Source organism: Leclercia sp. AS011 (assembly GCF_037152535.1).
Classification (GTDB): domain Bacteria; phylum Pseudomonadota; class Gammaproteobacteria; order Enterobacterales; family Enterobacteriaceae; genus Enterobacter.
In genome coordinates this window covers 159,218-178,426 of record NZ_JBBCMA010000007.1, presented here as the reverse complement: position 1 = coordinate 178,426, position 19,209 = coordinate 159,218, and the positions used below count along the sequence as shown (strand labels likewise).

The 19,209-nt window shown below is 57.7% G+C and carries 20 protein-coding genes; 6 read left to right on the top strand and 14 right to left on the bottom strand.

Features of this window, described 5'->3' with window-relative positions; genetic code table 11:
- Positions 1-85: 85 nt before the first annotated feature.
- Positions 86-658, bottom strand: a complete 573-nt coding sequence (gene ppiA / locus WFO70_RS20555) for a peptidylprolyl isomerase A (RefSeq protein WP_032614775.1) — start codon at positions 656-658, stop codon at positions 86-88.
- Between the two features lie 278 nt (positions 659-936).
- Between ppiA and tsgA the strand changes: the two genes are divergently transcribed.
- A complete protein-coding gene (tsgA, locus tag WFO70_RS20550) occupies positions 937-2,121 on the top strand; it encodes an MFS transporter TsgA (RefSeq protein WP_337018885.1) in 1,185 nt (394 codons plus the stop codon).
- Positions 2,122-2,125: 4 nt separating this feature from the next.
- On the opposite strand, the gene WFO70_RS20545 is transcribed toward tsgA, so the two are convergent.
- Positions 2,126-3,442, bottom strand: a complete 1,317-nt coding sequence (locus WFO70_RS20545) for a cytosine deaminase (protein WP_337018883.1) — start codon at positions 3,440-3,442, stop codon at positions 2,126-2,128.
- Between the two features lie 240 nt (positions 3,443-3,682).
- Here WFO70_RS20545 and nirB point away from each other — a divergent pair, with 240 nt between their 5' ends.
- The 5 genes from nirB (at position 3,683) to WFO70_RS20520 (ending at position 9,121) form a co-directional block, all read left to right on the top strand.
- The gene (nirB, locus tag WFO70_RS20540) at positions 3,683-6,226 is read left to right on the top strand and encodes a nitrite reductase large subunit NirB (RefSeq protein ID WP_337018882.1); all 2,544 of its coding nucleotides are present in this window, start codon (positions 3,683-3,685) and stop codon (positions 6,224-6,226) included.
- Positions 6,223-6,549, top strand: a complete 327-nt coding sequence (nirD, locus tag WFO70_RS20535; RefSeq protein WP_039031530.1) for a nitrite reductase small subunit NirD — start codon at positions 6,223-6,225, stop codon at positions 6,547-6,549. The genes nirB and nirD overlap by 4 nt, the downstream gene beginning before the upstream one ends.
- A 69-nt stretch (positions 6,550-6,618) precedes the next feature.
- A complete protein-coding gene (gene nirC, locus WFO70_RS20530; RefSeq protein WP_337018880.1) occupies positions 6,619-7,428 on the top strand; it encodes a nitrite transporter NirC in 810 nt (269 codons plus the stop codon).
- Positions 7,429-7,442: 14 nt separating this feature from the next.
- Complete coding sequence (gene cysG / locus WFO70_RS20525) at positions 7,443-8,816, top strand: siroheme synthase CysG (protein WP_337018877.1); 1,374 nt, start codon at positions 7,443-7,445, stop codon at positions 8,814-8,816.
- Positions 8,817-8,950: 134 nt separating this feature from the next.
- The gene (locus tag WFO70_RS20520) at positions 8,951-9,121 is read left to right on the top strand and encodes a YhfL family protein (protein ID WP_032614785.1); all 171 of its coding nucleotides are present in this window, start codon (positions 8,951-8,953) and stop codon (positions 9,119-9,121) included.
- A gap of 99 nt (positions 9,122-9,220) precedes the next feature.
- Here WFO70_RS20520 and trpS read toward each other — a convergent pair whose 3' ends face one another.
- The 12 genes from trpS to pilM form a co-directional block, all read right to left on the bottom strand.
- Positions 9,221-10,225, bottom strand: a complete 1,005-nt coding sequence (gene trpS / locus WFO70_RS20515) for a tryptophan--tRNA ligase (protein ID WP_337018875.1) — start codon at positions 10,223-10,225, stop codon at positions 9,221-9,223.
- Positions 10,218-10,979, bottom strand: a complete 762-nt coding sequence (gph, locus tag WFO70_RS20510; RefSeq protein ID WP_337018873.1) for a phosphoglycolate phosphatase — start codon at positions 10,977-10,979, stop codon at positions 10,218-10,220. Before gph ends, trpS begins: the two co-directional genes overlap by 8 nt.
- The gene (gene rpe / locus WFO70_RS20505) at positions 10,972-11,649 is read right to left on the bottom strand and encodes a ribulose-phosphate 3-epimerase (protein WP_032614789.1); all 678 of its coding nucleotides are present in this window, start codon (positions 11,647-11,649) and stop codon (positions 10,972-10,974) included. Before rpe ends, gph begins: the two co-directional genes overlap by 8 nt.
- A gap of 41 nt (positions 11,650-11,690) precedes the next feature.
- Positions 11,691-12,503 (bottom strand): adenine-specific DNA-methyltransferase, encoded by an 813-nt coding sequence (dam, locus tag WFO70_RS20500; protein ID WP_337018871.1) that lies wholly within the window; start codon positions 12,501-12,503, stop codon positions 11,691-11,693.
- A 67-nt stretch (positions 12,504-12,570) separates the two neighbouring features.
- Entirely contained in the window at positions 12,571-13,860 is a 1,290-nt protein-coding gene (damX, locus tag WFO70_RS20495; protein WP_337018870.1) for a cell division protein DamX, read from the bottom strand.
- 92 nt (positions 13,861-13,952) lie between these two features.
- Positions 13,953-15,041 carry a 3-dehydroquinate synthase gene (gene aroB, locus WFO70_RS20490; RefSeq protein WP_077226865.1) on the bottom strand — a complete coding sequence of 363 codons (1,089 nt, stop codon included), beginning with the start codon at positions 15,039-15,041 and terminating at the stop codon, positions 13,953-13,955.
- A gap of 57 nt (positions 15,042-15,098) precedes the next feature.
- Entirely contained in the window at positions 15,099-15,620 is a 522-nt protein-coding gene (aroK, locus tag WFO70_RS20485; protein ID WP_010436374.1) for a shikimate kinase AroK, read from the bottom strand.
- Between the two features lie 296 nt (positions 15,621-15,916).
- Positions 15,917-17,152 carry a DNA uptake porin HofQ gene (gene hofQ / locus WFO70_RS20480; RefSeq protein WP_337018868.1) on the bottom strand — a complete coding sequence of 412 codons (1,236 nt, stop codon included), beginning with the start codon at positions 17,150-17,152 and terminating at the stop codon, positions 15,917-15,919.
- The gene (locus WFO70_RS20475) at positions 17,067-17,462 is read right to left on the bottom strand and encodes a HofP DNA utilization family protein (protein ID WP_337018866.1); all 396 of its coding nucleotides are present in this window, start codon (positions 17,460-17,462) and stop codon (positions 17,067-17,069) included. Before WFO70_RS20475 ends, hofQ begins: the two co-directional genes overlap by 86 nt.
- On the bottom strand, positions 17,452-17,889 hold the full coding sequence (locus tag WFO70_RS20470) for a HofO family protein (RefSeq protein WP_337018864.1): 438 nt from the start codon (positions 17,887-17,889) through the stop codon (positions 17,452-17,454). Before WFO70_RS20470 ends, WFO70_RS20475 begins: the two co-directional genes overlap by 11 nt.
- Positions 17,873-18,412: a PilN domain-containing protein gene (locus WFO70_RS20465; RefSeq protein ID WP_337018863.1), complete on the bottom strand. Its 540-nt coding sequence runs from the start codon at positions 18,410-18,412 to the stop codon at positions 17,873-17,875. The genes WFO70_RS20470 and WFO70_RS20465 overlap by 17 nt, the downstream gene beginning before the upstream one ends.
- Complete coding sequence (gene pilM / locus WFO70_RS20460; RefSeq protein WP_337018861.1) at positions 18,409-19,191, bottom strand: pilus assembly protein PilM; 783 nt, start codon at positions 19,189-19,191, stop codon at positions 18,409-18,411. The genes WFO70_RS20465 and pilM overlap by 4 nt, the downstream gene beginning before the upstream one ends.
- Positions 19,192-19,209 lie beyond the last annotated feature (18 nt).

Below are 19,209 nucleotides of genomic sequence, written 5' to 3'. Positions count from 1 at the left end.
GTGTTGCCACAAGTATAAGCAGCAAACTGCGGTTTCGCAGGGCGGTAAAGGCAACGCGGGCAACAACTGCCCGCGCCATCAGGGATTAAGGCAGGACTTTCGCAGAGAGGATAACTACCGGTTTTGTCGGCACATTCTGGTAAGGGCCGACGTCGTGCGTCTGCACCTGAGAAATTTTATCGGCCACGTCCATGCCTTTCACAACTTTACCAAACACCGCATAGCCAAAATCACGCTGGCCGTGGTCGAGGAAGGCGTTATCCGCCACGTTGAGGAAGAACTGGCTGGTGGCGCTGTCTTTATCGGCAGTACGCGCCATAGAGATGGTGCCGCGGCTGTTGCGCAGGCCGTTGTCCGCTTCGTTCTTGATTGGCGGGTTCGGCTGTTTCTGCTGCATCTGCTCGTTGAAGCCACCGCCCTGCAGCATAAAGCCCGGGATCACGCGGTGGAAGGTGGTGCCGTTATAAAAACCGCTGTTCACATAATCGAGGAAGTTTTTCACGGAAACGGGGGCTTTCTGACTGTTCAGTTCCAGCTCAATATTACCGGCAGAGGTGGTCAACAGAACGTGCGGGTCTCCTTTGGCGGCCAGCGCAGCAGGAGAGAGGGCTGAGAGTGCGAGTACAGCCGCAACAGCCGCCAGGGTTGATTTGAGCATGAGAATTCCTTAACAAAGCGCAGTAAAGAAAGCGAATGGCTTGATTCTAAAGAGCAGTATGAATCCAGGCCAGCCATTTACCTAATTTTACGCATTTGAAACAGATGTAACCGTCGGGCAAACTGACGCCACAGGCATTAACGTGATCTAAATCACACCAAAAACTGCAATTTTCGTTTAATTAATCATAAAAGATTTAATTAGATCACATTCACGCTTAAAATCTGGCCGCTCGCAGCGCCGTCAACGCGCTTTACCTTTCTATTCACAGGCCAGTCATGACTAACAGCAATCGTATCAAGCTCACATGGATCAGCTTTTTCTCCTACGCCCTTACCGGTGCGTTGGTGATCGTCACCGGGATGGTGATGGGAAATATCGCAGACTATTTCAACCTGCCCGTTTCCAGCATGAGTAACACCTTCACCTTCCTTAACGCCGGGATCCTGATCTCCATTTTCCTGAACGCCTGGCTGATGGAAATTGTCCCGCTGAAAACGCAGCTCCGTTTCGGCTTTGTGCTGATGGTCGCCGCCGTCGCAGGCCTGATGCTCAGCCACAGCATCGCCCTGTTCTCCGCCGCTATGTTTGTCCTCGGGCTGGTCAGCGGGATCACCATGTCCATCGGGACATTTCTCATTACCCACATGTATGAAGGCCGCCAGCGCGGGGCGCGTCTGCTGTTCACCGACTCCTTCTTCAGCATGGCCGGGATGATCTTCCCGATGGTGGCCGCGGCGCTGCTGGCCCGTAGCATCGAGTGGTACTGGGTTTACGCCTGCATCGGTCTGGTCTATGTGGCGATTTTTGTCCTGACCTTCGGCTGTGACTTCCCTGTTCTCGGCAAAAAAGCCCAGACCACCAGCGAGCCGGTGGTGAAAGAGAAGTGGGGTATTGGGGTGCTGTTCCTCTCCGTTGCGGCCCTGTGCTATATCCTCGGCCAGCTGGGCTTTATCTCCTGGGTGCCGGAGTACGCCAAAGGACTGGGGCTGAGCCTGAACGATGCTGGTCAGCTGGTGAGTGACTTCTGGATGTCGTACATGTTCGGCATGTGGGCGTTCAGCTTTATCCTGCGCTTCTTCGATCTGCAGCGGATCCTCACCGTGCTGGCAGGTGCTGCCACCGTGCTGATGTACCTGTTCATCAACGGTTCGCCGGAACATATGCCGTGGTTTATCCTGACGCTCGGCTTCTTCTCCAGCGCCATTTACACCTCGATCATTACTCTGGGCTCTCTGCAGACCAAAGTAGCCTCGCCGAAACTGGTTAACTTCGTACTCACCTGCGGCACCATCGGCACCATGTTGACCTTCGTGGTCACCGGCCCGATTGTGGCCCACAGCGGCCCGCTGGCGGCGTTACACACCGCTAACGGTCTCTATGCCGTGGTGTTCGTGATGTGCCTGGTGCTGGGCTTTGTGACCCGCCACCGTCAGCACAACACTGGCGCAGCGACGCACTGATTACTCACGCCCCTTTGCTTCCCGCAGAGGGGCTGTTTCGGGTAAAGCACACCTCTTCCCCGCCGTTATCCATCTGGATCCACGTCTGCGCCAGCTGCGTGGTGGCAATCACCCTTCCCTGACGAATCGACCAGCGCACCGGCACCTGACAGCGCACCGCATCAAAGCCCGTCTCCGCAGGCAGGATCACCAGGTTAGCCGGGTTGCCCGTTTCGATACCGTAATCGCTCAGGCCAAAGGTTCGCGCGCTGTTGTGGGTGATCAGATTGAGCCCGCTGTCGATCTGCTGATAGCCCATCATCTGACAGACGTGCAGCCCCATATGCAGGACCTGCAACATGTTGCCGGTGCCCAGCGGATACCAGGGGTCAAACACGTCGTCATGGCCGAAGCAGACGTTAACCCCCGCCTCCAGCAGCTCCTTCACGCGGGTGATACCCCGCCGTTTCGGGTAGTCGTCAAAGCGCCCCTGCAGATGAATATTCACCAGCGGATTGGCGACGAAGTTAATCCCGGAGAGCTTCAGCAGGCGGAACAGCCGCGAGGTGTAAGCCCCATTGTAAGAGTGCATGGCGGTGGTATGGCTGGCAGTCACGCGCGGACCGATGCCCGCCTCATACGCCAGCGTTGCCACCGTTTCGACAAACCGCGACTGCTCGTCGTCAATTTCATCACAGTGAATATCCAGCGGTCGGTCGTACTTCTTCGCCAGTTCAAAGGCGATATGCAGCGACTGCACGCCGTACTCGCGGGTGAACTCAAAGTGCGGGATGGCGCCCACCACGTCGGCCCCCAGCCGTAACGCCTCTTCCAGCAGAGCGGCGCCGTTGGGATAAGAGAGGATCCCCTCCTGCGGGAAGGCCACGATCTGCAGCTCGACCCACGGAGCCACCTCCTGCTTCACCTCCAGCATCGCCTTCAGGGCGGTGAGCGTCGGGTCGGAGACGTCCACATGGGTACGCACAAACTGGATGCCATTGGCGATCTGCCACTTCAGAGTCTTCCACGCCCGGGCTTTGACATCCTCATGGCTGAGCAGCGCCTTGCGCTCCGCCCAGCGTTCGATGCCCTCAAACAGCGTGCCGGACTGGTTCCAGTTCGGCTCGCCCGCGGTCTGGGTGGTATCGAGATGAATATGCGGCTCGATAAAGGGTGGCAGGGCCAGCCCACCGCGGGCGTTTAACACTTCATAACTTTCGCTGTGTCCGTCGCCCGTCGGGGTGATTTCGCCGAAACGACCGTTCTCAATAGCCAGTTGCCAGAGTCCGTCCCGACCCGGTAACCGGACGTTCTGGATAAGCCAAAGCGGTGCTGTAGACATCGTATTCTCCCGAAGAAGGGGGCTGAAATTTAGGGGTAACGAAAATTAAAGATTAGGCCCCTAATTTGTACACAAAATCGGCTATCACGAAAAGCCTGCTATTTCCGCAACTTATAAAAAACCTGACAAATCAGTGATCTACTCACTAAGGAGTAGGTGAAGGCGTATTTGATTTGCATCAATAAGCGGCTTTGCTGAATCGTTAAGGTAGGTGGTAATAGAAAAGAAATCGAGGCAAAAATGAGCAAAGTCAGACTCGCGATTATCGGTAACGGCATGGTCGGTCACCGCTTTATTGAGGATCTTCTTGATAAAGCCGATGCCGCCCGGTTCGACATTACCGTGTTCTGTGAAGAACCCCGTAAGGCGTACGACCGCGTGCACCTCTCCTCCTATTTCTCTCACCATACCGCCGAAGAGCTTTCTCTGGTGCGCGAAGGTTTTTACGAGAAACATGGCGTGAAGGTGCTGGTGGGCGAACGCGCTATCACCATCAACCGTCAGGAAAAAGTGATTCATTCCAGTGCGGGACGCACGGTTTTTTACGACAAACTGATCATGGCGACTGGCTCTTACCCGTGGATCCCACCGATCAAAGGGTCAGAAACTCAGGACTGCTTCGTCTATCGCACCATTGAAGATCTCAACGCCATCGAATCCTGCGCCCGTCGCAGTAAACGCGGCGCGGTGGTCGGCGGCGGTCTGCTCGGCCTCGAAGCCGCTGGCGCGCTGAAAAACTTAGGCGTTGAAACCCACGTCATCGAATTTGCCCCGATGCTGATGGCAGAGCAGCTCGACCACATGGGTGGCGATCAGCTCAAACGCAAAATTGAGAGCATGGGTGTAAAAGTCCACACCAGCAAAAATACCAAAGAGATCGTGCAGGAAGGCACCGAGGCGCGCAAAACCATGCGCTTCGCCGACGGCAGCGAGCTGGAAGTGGACTTCATCGTCTTCTCCACCGGTATTCGTCCACGCGACAAGCTGGCTACCCAGTGCGGCCTGGCGGTTGCCCAGCGCGGCGGCATCATGATCAACGCCACCTGCCAGACCTCCGACCCGGATATCTACGCCATTGGCGAGTGCGCCAGCTGGGAAAATCACGTCTACGGTCTGGTTGCCCCGGGCTACAAAATGGCGCAGGTCGCCGTTGACCACATCCTCGGTAACGAAAATGCCTTCGAAGGCGCAGACATGAGCGCCAAGCTGAAACTGCTGGGCGTGGACGTCGGCGGTATTGGTGATGCGCATGGCCGTACGCCTGGCGCTCGCAGCTACGTTTATCTTGATGAAAGCAAAGAAGTCTATAAGCGTCTTATCGTCAGCCAGGACAACAAAACCCTGCTCGGTGCGGTGCTGGTGGGTGATACCAGCGACTTCGGCAACCTGCTGCAGCTGGTGCTGAACGCCATCGAACTACCGGAAAACCCGGACGCGCTGATCCTCCCTGCCCACGCTGGCAGCGGTAAGCCTTCGATTGGCGTCGATAAACTGCCAGACAGCGCGCAGATTTGCTCCTGCTTCGATGTCACCAAAGGCATGCTGATTTCTGCCATCAATAAAGGCTGCCACACCGTGGCGGCGCTGAAAGCCGAAACCAAAGCCGGTACCGGCTGCGGCGGCTGTATCCCGCTGGTCACTCAGGTGCTCAACGCCGAGCTGGCGAAACAGGGTATCGAAGTGAACAACAACCTGTGCGAGCACTTCGCCTACTCTCGCCAGGAGCTGTACCACCTGATCCGCGTGGAAGGCATCAAATCCTTCGACGAGCTGCTGCAGAAACACGGCCAGGGTTACGGGTGTGAAGTCTGTAAGCCGACCGTCGGTTCTCTGCTGGCCTCCTGCTGGAATGAGTATGTCCTCAAGCCGCAGCACACCCCGCTGCAGGATACCAACGACAACTTCCTGGCTAACATCCAGAAAGACGGTACTTACTCGGTGATCCCACGCTCTGCCGGCGGTGAAATCACGCCGGAAGGTCTGGTGGCGGTGGGCCGCATCGCCCGCGAATTTAACCTGTACACCAAAATCACCGGTTCCCAGCGTATCGGCCTGTTCGGTGCGCAGAAAGACGACCTGCCGGAAATCTGGCGTCAGCTGATTGAAGCGGGCTTCGAAACCGGTCATGCCTATGCCAAAGCGCTGCGTATGGCGAAAACCTGCGTCGGCAGCACCTGGTGCCGTTACGGCGTGGGCGACAGCGTCGGCTTCGGCGTTGAGCTGGAAAACCGCTACAAAGGCATCCGTACCCCGCACAAAATGAAGTTCGGCGTCTCCGGCTGTACCCGTGAATGTGCCGAAGCACAGGGTAAAGACGTGGGTATCATCGCCACTGAGAAAGGCTGGAACCTGTACGTCTGCGGTAACGGCGGGATGAAACCGCGTCATGCAGATCTGCTGGCGGCGGATATCGATCGTGAAACGCTGATCAAGTACCTCGACCGCTTCATGATGTTCTACATCCGTACCGCGGACAAACTGACCCGTACCGCGCCGTGGCTGGATAACCTCGAAGGCGGCATCGACTACCTGAAGTCCGTTATTATCGACGACAAACTCGGCCTGAACGCGACGCTGGAAGAAGAGATGGCGCGCCTGCGTGACGCCGTGATTTGTGAATGGACTGAAACCGTCAACACCCCGGCGGCGCAGGTTCGCTTCAAACACTTTATCAACAGCAACCAGCGCGACCCGAGCGTGCAGGTGGTGCCAGAGCGCGAACAGCATCGCCCCGCAACGCCTTATGAACGCATTCCGGTCATGCTGGTGGAGGAAAACGTATGAGCCAGTGGGTAAACATCTGCAAAATCGACGAGATCCTGCCTGCCACCGGCGTGTGCGCGCTGTTAGGTCATGAGCAGGTTGCCATTTTCCGCCCGCGTCACGACGAACAGGTCTTTGCCATCAGCAATATCGACCCGTTCTTCGAGGCCAGCGTGCTCTCCCGCGGGATCATCGCCGAACATCAGGGCGAGCTGTGGGTTGCCAGCCCGCTGAAAAAGCAGCGTTTCCGCCTGAGTGACGGCCACTGCATGGAAGATGAGAGTCACTCCGTGAAGCACTATGACGTGCGTGTCAAAGACGGCAAGGTGCAGTTACGCGGTTAATTATTTACAGGGAGGCGCAATGCCTCCCTTTTTTAAATTTTTTCTTTTATTTTTCAGGATAATCAAGCCATGTTTACAGACACTATCAATAAGTGTGCGGCTAATGCTGCGCGTATTGCACGCCTCAGTAAAAACAGTCCTCTCGGGTTCTGGATCAGCTCCGCCATGGCGGGTGCCTATGTCGGGCTGGGGATTATTTTAATTTTCACCCTCGGCAATCTGCTCGATCCCGCCATTCGTCCGCTGGTGATGGGCGCCACCTTTGGTATCGCCCTGACCCTGGTCATCATCGCCGGTTCTGAACTGTTTACCGGTCACACCATGTTCCTGACGCTGGGCGTTAAAGCGGGCACCATCACTCAGGGTCAGATGTGGGCGATCCTGCCGCAAACCTGGCTCGGCAACCTGGTCGGCTCGATGTTTGTCGCCCTGCTCTACAGCTGGGGCGGCGGCAGCCTGCTGCCAGTAGATACCAGCCTCGTGCACACCGTCGCGCTGGCGAAAACCTCCGCACCGGCGATGGTATTGTTCTTCAAAGGTGCGCTCTGCAACTGGCTGGTCTGCCTTGCCATCTGGATGGCGATCCGTACCGAAGGTGCCGCGAAATTTATCGCCATCTGGTGGTGTCTGCTGGCCTTTATCGCCTCCGGCTACGAGCACTCCGTTGCTAACATGACGCTGTTTGCCCTCTCCTGGTTCGGTCACCACAGCGAAGCTTATACCCTGTCAGGTATCGGCCATAACCTGCTGTGGGTAACGCTTGGCAATACCCTTTCTGGGGTTGTATTTATGGGTTGGGGTTACTGGTATGCTACCCCTAAAGCGGAGCGTCCGACTCCGGCTACCATCGCAACCGTTCAGGCGAAAGCCAACCCGTAAGAAGAGGTAATGTCGTGGATCACCTGCCTATATTCTGTCAATTACGTCATCGCGACTGCCTGCTGGTAGGGGGTGGCGATGTGGCTGAACGCAAAGCCCGCCTGCTGTTAGAGGCAGGTGCCCGGCTCACCGTCAATGCCCTTGCCTTCGCCCCGCAATTCACCGTGTGGGCGCAGGAAGGGATGCTCACCCTCGTCGAGGGTGAGTTCCAGGAATCTCTGCTCGATACCTGCTGGCTGACCATTGCCGCCACCGACGACGATGCGGTTAACCAGCGTGTCAGCAACGCCTGTGAAGCGCGGCGGATCTTCTGCAACGTGGTGGATGCGCCGAAAGAGGCGAGCTTTATCATGCCGTCGATTATCGACCGTTCGCCGCTGATGGTCGCCGTCTCCTCCGGCGGGACTTCCCCGGTACTGGCGCGCCTGCTGCGCGAAAAGCTGGAAGCGATCCTGCCCCAGCATCTGGGCCAGGTGGCGCAGTATGCCGGGCAGCTGCGCTCGCGCGTGAAAAAGCAGTTCGCCACCGTGGGCGAACGTCGCCGCTTCTGGGAAAAATTCTTCGTCAACGATCGACTGGCGCAGTCGCTGGCAAATCAGGATCGGAAAGCCGTGGAGGAAACCACCGAGCAGCTGATCAATGCTCCGCTCGATCACCGGGGCGAAGTGGTGCTGGTGGGTGCCGGTCCGGGCGATGCCGGCCTGCTGACCCTCAAAGGGCTGCAGCAGATCCAGCAGGCGGATATCGTGGTCTATGACCGTCTGGTCTCCGACGACATCATGAACCTGGTGCGCCGCGATGCGGATCGGGTGTTTGTTGGCAAACGTGCGGGCTACCACTGCGTGCCGCAGGAAGAGATTAACCAGATCCTGCTGCGTGAAGCGCAAAAAGGTAAACGCGTGGTGCGCCTGAAAGGGGGCGATCCCTTTATCTTCGGGCGCGGCGGTGAGGAGCTGGAAACCCTCTGTGAGGCGGGCATTCCGTTCTCGGTGGTGCCGGGCATTACCGCTGCCTCCGGCTGTTCTGCCTATGCGGGCATTCCGTTGACCCATCGTGATTACGCCCAGAGCGTGCGCCTGGTCACCGGCCACCTGAAAACCGGCAGCGAGCTGGACTGGCATAACCTGGCCGCCGAGAAACAGACCCTGGTGTTCTATATGGGGCTGAACCAGGCGGCGACCATTCAGGCTAAGCTGCTTGAACACGGCATGGAGGCGGATATGCCGGTTGCGCTGGTGGAAAACGGTACCGCGATCAAACAGCGCGTGGTGAGTGGTGAGTTAACCCAGTTGGGCGATCTGGCGCAGCAGGTTGAAAGCCCGGCGCTGATCGTCGTAGGCCGCGTGGTGGCCCTGCGCGACAAGCTCAACTGGTTCTCAAACCACTAAGCCAGACTGAACATATTCCCCGCAAAATGAGTAGTCCTGTTATGGACTACTCCTCTCTTACCTCTGTCGATAACATACCTTCCGCGAAAGCATATTTTCTATATATTCCCTCATGTTACAGACAAGGAAGCGTTATGTTCAAACTGGCAAAGATTGCCCTGGTTGCAGGCATCTTAACTACCCTGACGGCGTGCACCGGCCACGTGCAAAACACCAAAAATAACTGCAGCTACGACTACCTGCTGCACCCGGCGATCTCCATCTCCAAGATCATCGGTGGCTGTGGCCCGGCGGCAAATCAGTAAGTATTTTTCAGGCATAAAAAAACCGGGGATTCCCCGGTTTTTTTATTCGTGCGGTTGTCTCGCCGGGTGGCGGCTGCGCCTTACCCGGCCTACAAAACCTTACGGCTTCGCAACAAACCCAATCGCTTCGTACACCGCTTTCAGCGTCTCAGAAGCGCGCGCACTGGCTTTCTCGGCACCGTCTTTCATCACCTTCTGCAGGAAGGCTTCGTCGTTACGGAACTGGTTGTAGCGCGCCTGCAGTTCGGTCAGCATACCGGAGACCGCATCCGCCACTTCACCTTTCAGGTGACCGTACATTTTGCCTTCGAAGTGCTGCTCCAGCTCAGGAATGCTCTGGCCGGTGACACCGGAGAGGATATCCAGCAGGTTGGAGACGCCCGCTTTGTTCTGCACGTCGTAGCGCACAACAGGCGGCTCGTCGGAATCGGTCACCGCACGCTTGAGCTTTTTAACCACCGATTTCGGGTCTTCCAGCAGGCCGATAACGTTGTTGCGGTTATCATCTGACTTGGACATCTTCTTGGTCGGCTCCAGCAGCGACATCACGCGCGCACCGAATTTTGGAATGAACGGCTCTGGCACTTTAAACACATCGCCGTAAATCGCGTTGAAACGCTGGGCAATATCGCGGCTCAGCTCCAGGTGCTGCTTCTGGTCTTCACCCACCGGCACCTGGTTGGTCTGATACAGCAGAATGTCAGCTGCCATCAGGACCGGATAGTCGAACAGACCGGCGTTGATGTTTTCAGCGTAACGGGAAGATTTATCCTTGAACTGGGTCATGCGGCTCAGCTCGCCGAAATAGGTGTAGCAGTTCAGGGCCCAGCCCAGCTGAGCGTGTTCCGGCACGTGAGACTGAACGAAGATGGTGCTTTTCTCAGGATCGATACCGCAGGCCAGGTACAGCGCAAGGGTGTCGAGCGTTGCTTTACGCAACTGCTGCGGATCCTGGCGCACGGTAATGGCGTGCTGGTCAACGATGCAGTAGATGCAGTGATAGTCATCCTGCATGCCCACCCACTGACGCAGCGCACCCATATAGTTGCCAATGGTCAGTTCACCTGAGGGCTGTGCGCCACTAAATACGATGGGCTTAGTCATTTTTCAATTCCTGATTTTCACTGTGCGAAAGCCCGAGAACGGGCAGTAAATCTTTGAAGTGGTCGAAGACGAAATCCGGCTCACTCAGCGTAATGGATTCACCGTAGTTATAGCCATAGGTCAGGCCTACGGACGGGCAGCCTGCTGCCCTGGCCGCCAGAATATCATTGCGCGAATCCCCGACAAAGAGCAGCGCGTCCGGCGACAAGGATAATTTTCCTGCCACCAGCAGCAGTGGTTCGGGATGCGGCTTCTTATTCTGCACGTCATCGCCGCCGACAATCACCGAGAAGTATTTAGCGATATCCAGCGCTTCAAGCAGTGGCCCAACGAAGGCCGTAGGTTTGTTGGTCACCAGCCCGAGCGGCATGCCTTTCGCATGCAGCGCGCTCAGGGTGCCGGCCACGTCCGGGAACAGGAAGCTGCCCTCTTCCACCGTCTCTTCATAGAAACGGTTGAACAGCTTACGCAGGAGGCGAATCTGCTCTTCCTGTGGGATATCCGCGTGATCGACGCCAGGTTTGCCCTGCGCCGCACGCTGGATGGCGCGTTCCTGACGCGCCCAGGTCAGCGCGCGCTCCATCAGCACGTCGGCCCCGTTACCAATCCAGGTTATCACGCGCTCTTCGCCCGCTACCGGCAGCTCCAGCGCATACAGCGCCTGGTCAACCGCCGCGGTTAAGCCCGGCGCGCTGTCTACCAGCGTGCCGTCGAGGTCAAACGCAACGCCCCGAATTGCCTGCAAATTATTCATGACTTACCTTCGCCAGTTCGCTGCGCATTTCATCAATGACTTTTTTGTAGTCCGGCTGATCGAAAATCGCCGAACCGGCCACGAACATGTCAGCGCCCGCGGCAGCGATGTCACCGATATTGCTCACCTTCACGCCACCGTCCACTTCGAGACGGATATCAAAGCCAGATTCGTCGATGCGACGGCGCACCTCGCGCAGCTTATCCAGGGTTTGTGGAATGAAAGACTGGCCGCCGAAGCCCGGGTTAACGGACATCAGCAGGATCACGTCCAGTTTATCCATCACGTAATCGAGGTAGCTCAGCGGGGTAGCCGGGTTGAACACCAGGCCCGCCTTACAGCCATGCTCTTTGATAAGCTGCAGGGTGCGGTCAACGTGTTCAGAAGCTTCAGGATGGAAAGTGATGATGCTGGCACCCGCGGCGGCAAAATCCGGCACGATGCGGTCGACCGGCTTCACCATCAGATGTACGTCAATAGGGGCGGTCACCCCGTAGTTGCGCAGCGCCTTCAGCACCATCGGGCCGATGGTCAGGTTAGGCACGTAGTGGTTATCCATAACGTCGAAATGAACGACATCCGCACCGGCAGCCAGGGCTTTCGCGGTGTCTTCGCCCAGCCGGGCAAAATCAGCCGAAAGAATTGAGGGTGCAATCAAATACTGTTTCATCCGCATCTCCTTGAACTTTGTTTAATGGCGGGCGAAACGGCTCAGGGTAGATAGAGAGCCAGCAGTTCGTCCACCTTTTTACGTGTACCGCCGTTGCTGCTGATGCTGCGCCGGACTTTGACCTGATAATGATCCGCGGCTTTGTACCATTCGCGCGTATCAGGCGTGTCGTGATTCGAAATTAACACCGGAATTCTTTTGCTGACCAGCTTTTCCGCCATTTCCGCCAGACGCGCCTGCTCGGCAGGGCTGAAGCTGTTGGTGTGATAAGCGGTAAAGTTTGCCGTTGCCGACAGAGGGGCGTAAGGCGGATCGCAGTAGACCACCGATTCAGCGTCCGCTTTCTCCATACACTCTTCATACGAGAGGCAATGGAACTCCGCATTCTGCGCTTTTTCAGCAAAGTGATACAACTCAGCCTGCGGGAAATAAGGGCGCTTGTAGCGACCAAAAGGCACGTTGAATTGACCACGCAGATTATACCGGCACAGGCCGTTATAGCCGTGGCGGTTGAGGTAGAGGAACAGCAGCGCCCGACGGAACTTATCCTGGCTCTGGTTAAACTCAGCGCGTAGCGCGTAGTAAACGTCCGGGTTGTTGTTCTCGGGGGTAAACAGCTTACGCGCCTCATCTACGTACTCGTCGGTACGCAGCTTCACGATGTTATAGAGGTCGATGAGGTCGCTGTTGATATCCGCAAGGATATAGCGGGAGTAGTCGGTGTTGAGGAACACCGAACCCGCGCCCACAAAGGGTTCGACAAGACACTCGCCCGCAGGCAGGCGTTGTTTAATATCATCGAGCAGGGGGTATTTCCCCCCTGCCCATTTCAGAAAAGCGCGATTTTTTTTCATGCTGACTAACTGATTACACCTTCTCCGGCTGTGGAGAAAGCTCCGACAGCATCCTGCGCTTCACAGATTACTTCAAATCGGACTGAACCTGACGGATCGGCTTCGCCCATGGGTTTTTCGCCTGAACATCAGCAGGCAGTGTTGCGACCGCGCGTTTTGCTTCATCTTTCGAAGCATAGACGCCGCTCACCAGCACATACCAGGGCTGACCGTTACGGGTAGTCTCATAGACAACGAAGTTTTTCAGGTTCGACTTTTTCGCCCAGCTGTTGAGGTTGTCATAGCTGGAAGAACTGCTCAACTGCAGCGTGTAGTTGCTGGATGAGGCCGATTTCAGCGAACTCACGTTGCCGGTTGTTTTACCAGTACCGGCGGTGGCCGCAGGGGCTGCTGCCGCTGCTGGTGCCGAGGCGGTCGCGGTCGGGGCTGACGTTGCAGTCGCTTTCGGTGCCGTCGCTGTTGCAGCAGGCGTTTTCGCCGGAGCGTTGATCACGGTTTCGCTGCGCTTCGGCTGAGCGGTCGCTTTCGGCTCTTCCGCTTTGGCCACTGGCTGCGGCTTCACTTCACGCTTCGGCTCAATGACCGTCTGCTTACGTTCCTGATGCTGGGCCGGCTTAGTCTGGCGTGGCGCAGATTCTGTCGCCGCCGTCTGCTGTTGCCCGCTCGCACCGCGGATTGGCGCCACGGTTGCAGGCTCGGTCGGCAGCGTGGAGTTAACCACAACGTTGTTGACCTGCTGCTGGTTCTGCGGCTGCGTCAGCGCGTTGTTCAGATCGCCCTGCACTTCAACACGCTGCTGGCCTTCCGGGGTTGCCGGTGCCTGGCCCTGGGTTGGTGTAGACGCGACTGGCGGCAGAGAGATCTCCTGCTGGGTATTCCCGGCACTCTGTTCGGCAGAAGTCGTGCCCGGTGCAGGCTGGGTACCGTTGGCCTGATCGGCCGCATTGCCGGACAGATCGACGCTCTTCTCAACAGAGGCGTTCTGATCGGCTGGATTGCTCGACGGGGCTTTGAGTGCCGAGCCGACGCCGATGATCAGCAGCAGCAGGACCAGCACGCCCAGACCCATCATAATGTACTGGCGGGAAGCGGGCTTCGCCGGAGCGGCTTTACGCTTGCGCGGGCGACGCTCTACGGGCGCTTCGTCCACTGAATCATCTTCAGACTCATAGTCCTCTTCTTCACGCTCGTCGCGGGCAGCACGGCCACGCGAAGGACGAGGATCATCGTTTTCGAGATCGACCTCGTCAAAGTTAATTTGCGGCTCGTTATCACGTTCTGAAGATTGGCGAGTACGACCAGTACGACGATCGCTGGGATCGGGTTTCAGCTCGTCTTCTGGTTTGAATTCATCCATTTAACACCCCACTAAAAGGCTTATGCCTACGACTTTGCACATCACCTGAAGCAAAATGGCTACATTTTACCGCAGCCGGACCTTTCTAATAGTTACGCCTGCTGGCAATCAGCAATAGCGCCAAGAACCACATCGTGCGGCACACCGCCACGCACTTCACTCTTACCTATCGCAAGCGGGAGCACCAGACGCATCTCGCCTGCTAATACTTTTTTATCACGCATCATATGCGGCAAGTAGGCCTGCGCTGACATTTCACGCGGCCCCGTCACCGGTAACCCGGCACGCTCAAGCAGCGTAATAATGCGTTGCGTATCCGCCTTGCTGAACTGACCCAGACGCTCCGAGGTGCGCGCGGCCATAACCATCCCCGCCGCAACGGCCTCGCCATGCAGCCAGTTACCGTAGCCCATTTCGGCTTCGATAGCATGACCGTAGGTGTGCCCCAGATTCAGTAAAGCACGTAAGCCTGTTTCGCGCTCGTCTGCGGCCACGACTTCTGCTTTCAGCTCACAGCAGCGACGAATACAGTACGCCATCGCCTGACCATCCAGGCGCAGTAAGGCATCCATGTTCTCTTCCAGCCAGCTAAAGAACGCGCCGTCGAGAATAATGCCGTACTTGATCACTTCCGCCAGGCCCGAGGCCAGCTCACGCTGAGGCAGCGTTTGCAGACAGTCGAGATCCACCACCACCGAAGCGGGCTGGTAGAACGCGCCAATCATGTTTTTGCCAAGCGGATGGTTAACGGCCGTTTTGCCGCCAACAGAAGAGTCGACCTGCGACAACAGCGTGGTAGGGATCTGAATAAAACGGACGCCACGCTGATAGCTTGCCGCAGCAAACCCCGTAAGATCGCCAACAACACCGCCGCCTAACGCCAGCAGTGTAGTATCGCGACCATGCGGTTTTTGCAGTAATGCGGTAAAGACGGTATCCAGTACCGTCAGGCTTTTATACTGCTCGCCATCAGGCAGAATCACACTGTCGACCTTCACGCCAGCCTGTTCAAGGCGCTGACGCACGTTGTCGAGATAAAGCGGAGCCAGAGTCTCGTTGGTGACCAGCATTGCCTGATCACCCGCTTTCAGTGGTAAGAAGGAAGCTGGGTCGTTAAACAAACCAGCCGCGATAGTGATAGGGTAACTCCGTTCACCGAGAGTGACTGTAATCCTCTCCATAGCGCGACATCCACCTTAAATGCTTTTACCCGCAGGCGAGTGTATATAAAGCCAGAATCAGTTGCTTTCCAGCATATGAATAATCTGGTTTGCGACCACTTTAGCGCTCTGATCGTCTGTGCGAATGGTGACGTCGGCAATCTCTTCGTACAGCGGATTGCGTTCACCAGCCAGGGCTTCCAGAACTTCACGTGGAGGCGTCTCAACCTGCAGCAACGGGCGTTTTTTATCACGCTGCGTACGCGCCAGTTGTTTTTCGATGGTCGTTTCAAGATAGACCACGACACCGCGGGCGGAGAGACGGTTGCGAGTTTCGCGAGATTTTACAGAGCCGCCGCCAGTAGCCAGCACAATGCCCTGTTTTTCCGTAAGTTCATTAATGACTTTTTCTTCACGGTCACGGAAACCCTCTTCGCCTTCTACATCGAAGACCCAGCCCACATCAGCTCCGGTTCGTTTCTCAATCTCTTGATCAGAATCGTAAAATTCCATATTGAGTTGTTGAGCTAACTGGCGCCCAATAGTGCTTTTGCCGGCACCCATAGGCCCAACCAGAAAGATATTGCGTTTCTCTGCCATTTTTTCGGTACTACTAAGACTATTCGTTAATGGTAAACCCGCTTCACCGGTATCGGGCGTAGCAGGACATGAACTGAAACCTCATATGCGATAGAGCGAGAGTCAGACTAAAAATTATCTCAATACTCCGGCTTGTTTGGCAACAGATTAAATCACCCTGCTTGCCGCTTAAGTTATTAAGGAGTGTGATTGAGTAAGCTGATTCTCAAATCGGTACTCCTTGTATGCTAATTCATGCCCCACGTCAAACATCTGCAACAAACAGAATGCAAAATCACGCAGGGCATCGCGGGACATTAGGGCGTTGCAACCAGACGAGGGGTGATAAAAACCACTAACTCCCTGCGTTCGTTGTCTTTCCCCTGATGGCGAAAAAGCGATCCCAGTAAAGGAATACGGCTCAAGCCTGGCACACTTTCGCTGCCGGTTTTATGCCTCTGAGAAAAAATCCCGCCTAAGGCCAGCGTTTCGCCGCTTTTCACCTCGACCTGAGTTTCAATCTCCTGCTTATCGATTGCCAGGGTTTCGCCATCGGCCTGCTGCAGGATCTGGCCCGGGGCGTTCTCGCTGATGCGCAGCTTCAGGCGCACGCGCCCGTTGGCCAGCACCACTGGCGTGACCTCCATGCCCAGCACCGCCTCTTTAAACTCCACCGAGGTCGCACCGCTCTCACCGCTGGAGACCTGATAGGGGATCTCGCTGCCCTGCTTAATACTGGCGGGCTGCATGTGCGACGCCAGCAGGCGCGGGCTGGCGATAATATCGACCTGCTGTTTTTGTTCCAGGGCGGAGAGCTCGAGATCCAGCAGCCGGCCATTGATGCGCCCGATATTAAACCCCACCTGGGCAGTGGCGCTGTTGACGGCCAGATCGCTGCTGAGCATCGTCAGCTGACCCGGCTTACCGGCATCCTGCCCCTGGGCCAGATTCCACTTCACCCCCAGCTCGCGCAGGCTTTTTTCACTTATGCTAACGATATGCGCGGCCAGCTCTACCTGAGCCACGGGAATATCCATTTGCGCCACCCAGTGATGTAACGCCTCCAGCGCAGCCCGGGTGTCGCGCACCAGCAGGCGATTGGTGCGTTTGTCTACCGCCAGGCAGCCCTTCGGGCTGAGGAGCTTTTCCGCAGCCGACTGTAAATCTCCCGCATCGGCGTAAGAGAGAGAAAAACTGCGGGCCTCCAGCGGCGCGCTGAGCTGCCGTTTGGTCTGCTCGGCCTCTTTTTTGGTCTGCTGTTGCTGCTGCCAGGCGGCGGTGTGGATATAAAAAATGCCCGCCTGCTGGCGCATCACCAGCCCGGCACTGGTGACTACCGTCTGGAGCGCCTGCAGCCAGGGCACCTCATGCAGGCGCAGAGAGACGCTGCCGCTGACCTCCGGGGAAATAATGATGTTGCGGTTCTCCTGCTCCGCCAGCGCCTGCAAAAGCTGGGCAACCGGTACTTCATCCACGACCAGACTTACCGGGGCGGGCTCCGCGGCCAGCGCCTGACTGCCTATCAGCAGTAATCCCACGATCCCTGTTTTCATCCTGTTTCTTTCCTTGTCGTTGCCATCGCCACTGCGGAGGCTCACATGCCCCGGGCATGTCGATGACCAGTTCCTTTTCATCCAGCGCCTTCACTCGCCCGCCTTGCGCCAGGGTGTCACCGGGCCGCAGACGCAGCCAGCGCGAGGTTTCATCCCTGACGATCGCCACTGGCAACTTACCCAGCACTACCCCGACATAACGCCACTGCCGCAGCACGGTGTCCGGGCAGCGTGAGGCCGGAGGCTGAAAGGGATCGCGCATGCCGAGAAGCAGCGGCAGTAATAGCAGCAAACCGCACTTAACCCGCATCCTGGCGCTCCAGCTGCATGACTATCTGTAAACGGTTGTGCTCTGGCTGAATGCTAAAGCGATCCACCGCAACGTCGCGCCGGGCGAGGGTGATAAACAGCGAGGGGATCTGCCCCCAGGTCGCCTCAATCACCAGTTCGCCCCCTCTGCCCCCGGGCTGCCAGCGGACCATCCGCAGCTCGTCAGTATCAAACTCCAGCGGCGAAAAAGGCCGTGCCGTCACGGCAGGCTGCGCGCCGTCAGGAGGTGAGAGCTTACGCACCGCGGTCCACAGCCGGGCATTGGCCTGCTGCGTCGCTACCGGCTGCTCCTGCATTCCCCCCTGCCATAGGGTGGCGCAGATCAGAAGTAACGCTGAACTGACACCCCAGCACAGGCAGCGCCCGCGCGGCGTCATGGCATACCAGCTCTCAGGAGGCATCCGCATCAGCACCCTCCTTGCGGGTCAGCGTCCAGCTGAACTGCCAGCGTCCCTGGGGATCCTGCCGCATCTCCCCCGGCGCAGCGGGGGTAAAGCCCGGCATCTGTTGAAGCCTTGTCTCAAGCGCCCCGAGCGCGGGCAGCGTGGCGGCGTAGCCAGTAAGCGAAAGGGTCGACTGCTGGAAGCGCAGCTGCGCCAGCCAGGCCTGCTCCGGCAGCAGGCGGGATAAGGCGATCAGTGCCGGTTGCCAGGCTTCCGTCTTCGCTTTGTGCCGCGCCCAGCGCTGCTGTTGCTGGTGCCGGGCCTGTAACGCCGTCCACTGCTTTTGCCGCTGCTCCAGCCCCTGACGCAGGGCAAGGTCGCTGGTATGCCGCAGCGCACTGGCGTGGGCCATCAGAGGATCGCTGGCCCGGCTGGCCGCACAGAGCATCAGGGTCACCAGCAGCGAGCCGGTAAACATCAGCCCCCAGAAGCGCAGGCAGCAACGCCGCTGCCGCTCACGCCAGGGCAGAAGATTGGCCGTTCTCATTGCGGGCAATCTCCGGTTGCCAGCGCCAGCGCGACGCTGAAATCCGCCCCATTTTCAGGTAGCGGCGGCTGCGTGCGGGCCAGAACGCACCAGGGATCGAAGTTACCCGCCCCACAACAGGCGATTTCGTCGACCCTGAGTGCCAGCAGGGCCGCCAGCCGATCGACGTCCGGGGCCTCCGCCAGTCCGCGCCTGCCCCACTGGTGGCGCATCGCCCAGAGCCACTGGTCCCGGTCGCGCCAGGCCACGCACTGAGCCGGGGCCTGCACAAAGGGCAGCAGATGCGTCAGCGCCCCGGCGTCGGGCGTGACCGAGGCCAGCCGCAGTCGCAACACCCGCACCAGCTCCAGCAGCGTGGCGATCTCCTTATTCTGTGCCGCCGTCACGTGATAAGACTGGCTGAAGGTATCTTCCACATAATCAAACCGCAGGGCATCGGGGGGCATCTCCAGCTCACGGCTTATCGCCGAGGCGATCCAGGCGGTCTGCTCGCTGTCGCGCAGGGTCATCGACGGGCGCGGCAGCGTGCGCTGTAGGGTGCGGGCAGCCGGAAAGGCGAGAAAGATGTGATGTTGATGAGGGAGCATCTGACGCCACTCACGCAGCGCCGCAGCCAGTTGTTCGGGCTGAAGAATTTGCCCGTCGCGGATAATTCCCGCCGCCAGGGGGATCTGCCACCAGCGGCGCAATCCCCACCCCGACTTCTCGCGCACCAGCGCGACGGCCAGAACCTTATCCTGTTGAATATGAACGCCTGTATGCCAGGTTTTAAACGCCATGTTTCACGATCTCCTTAT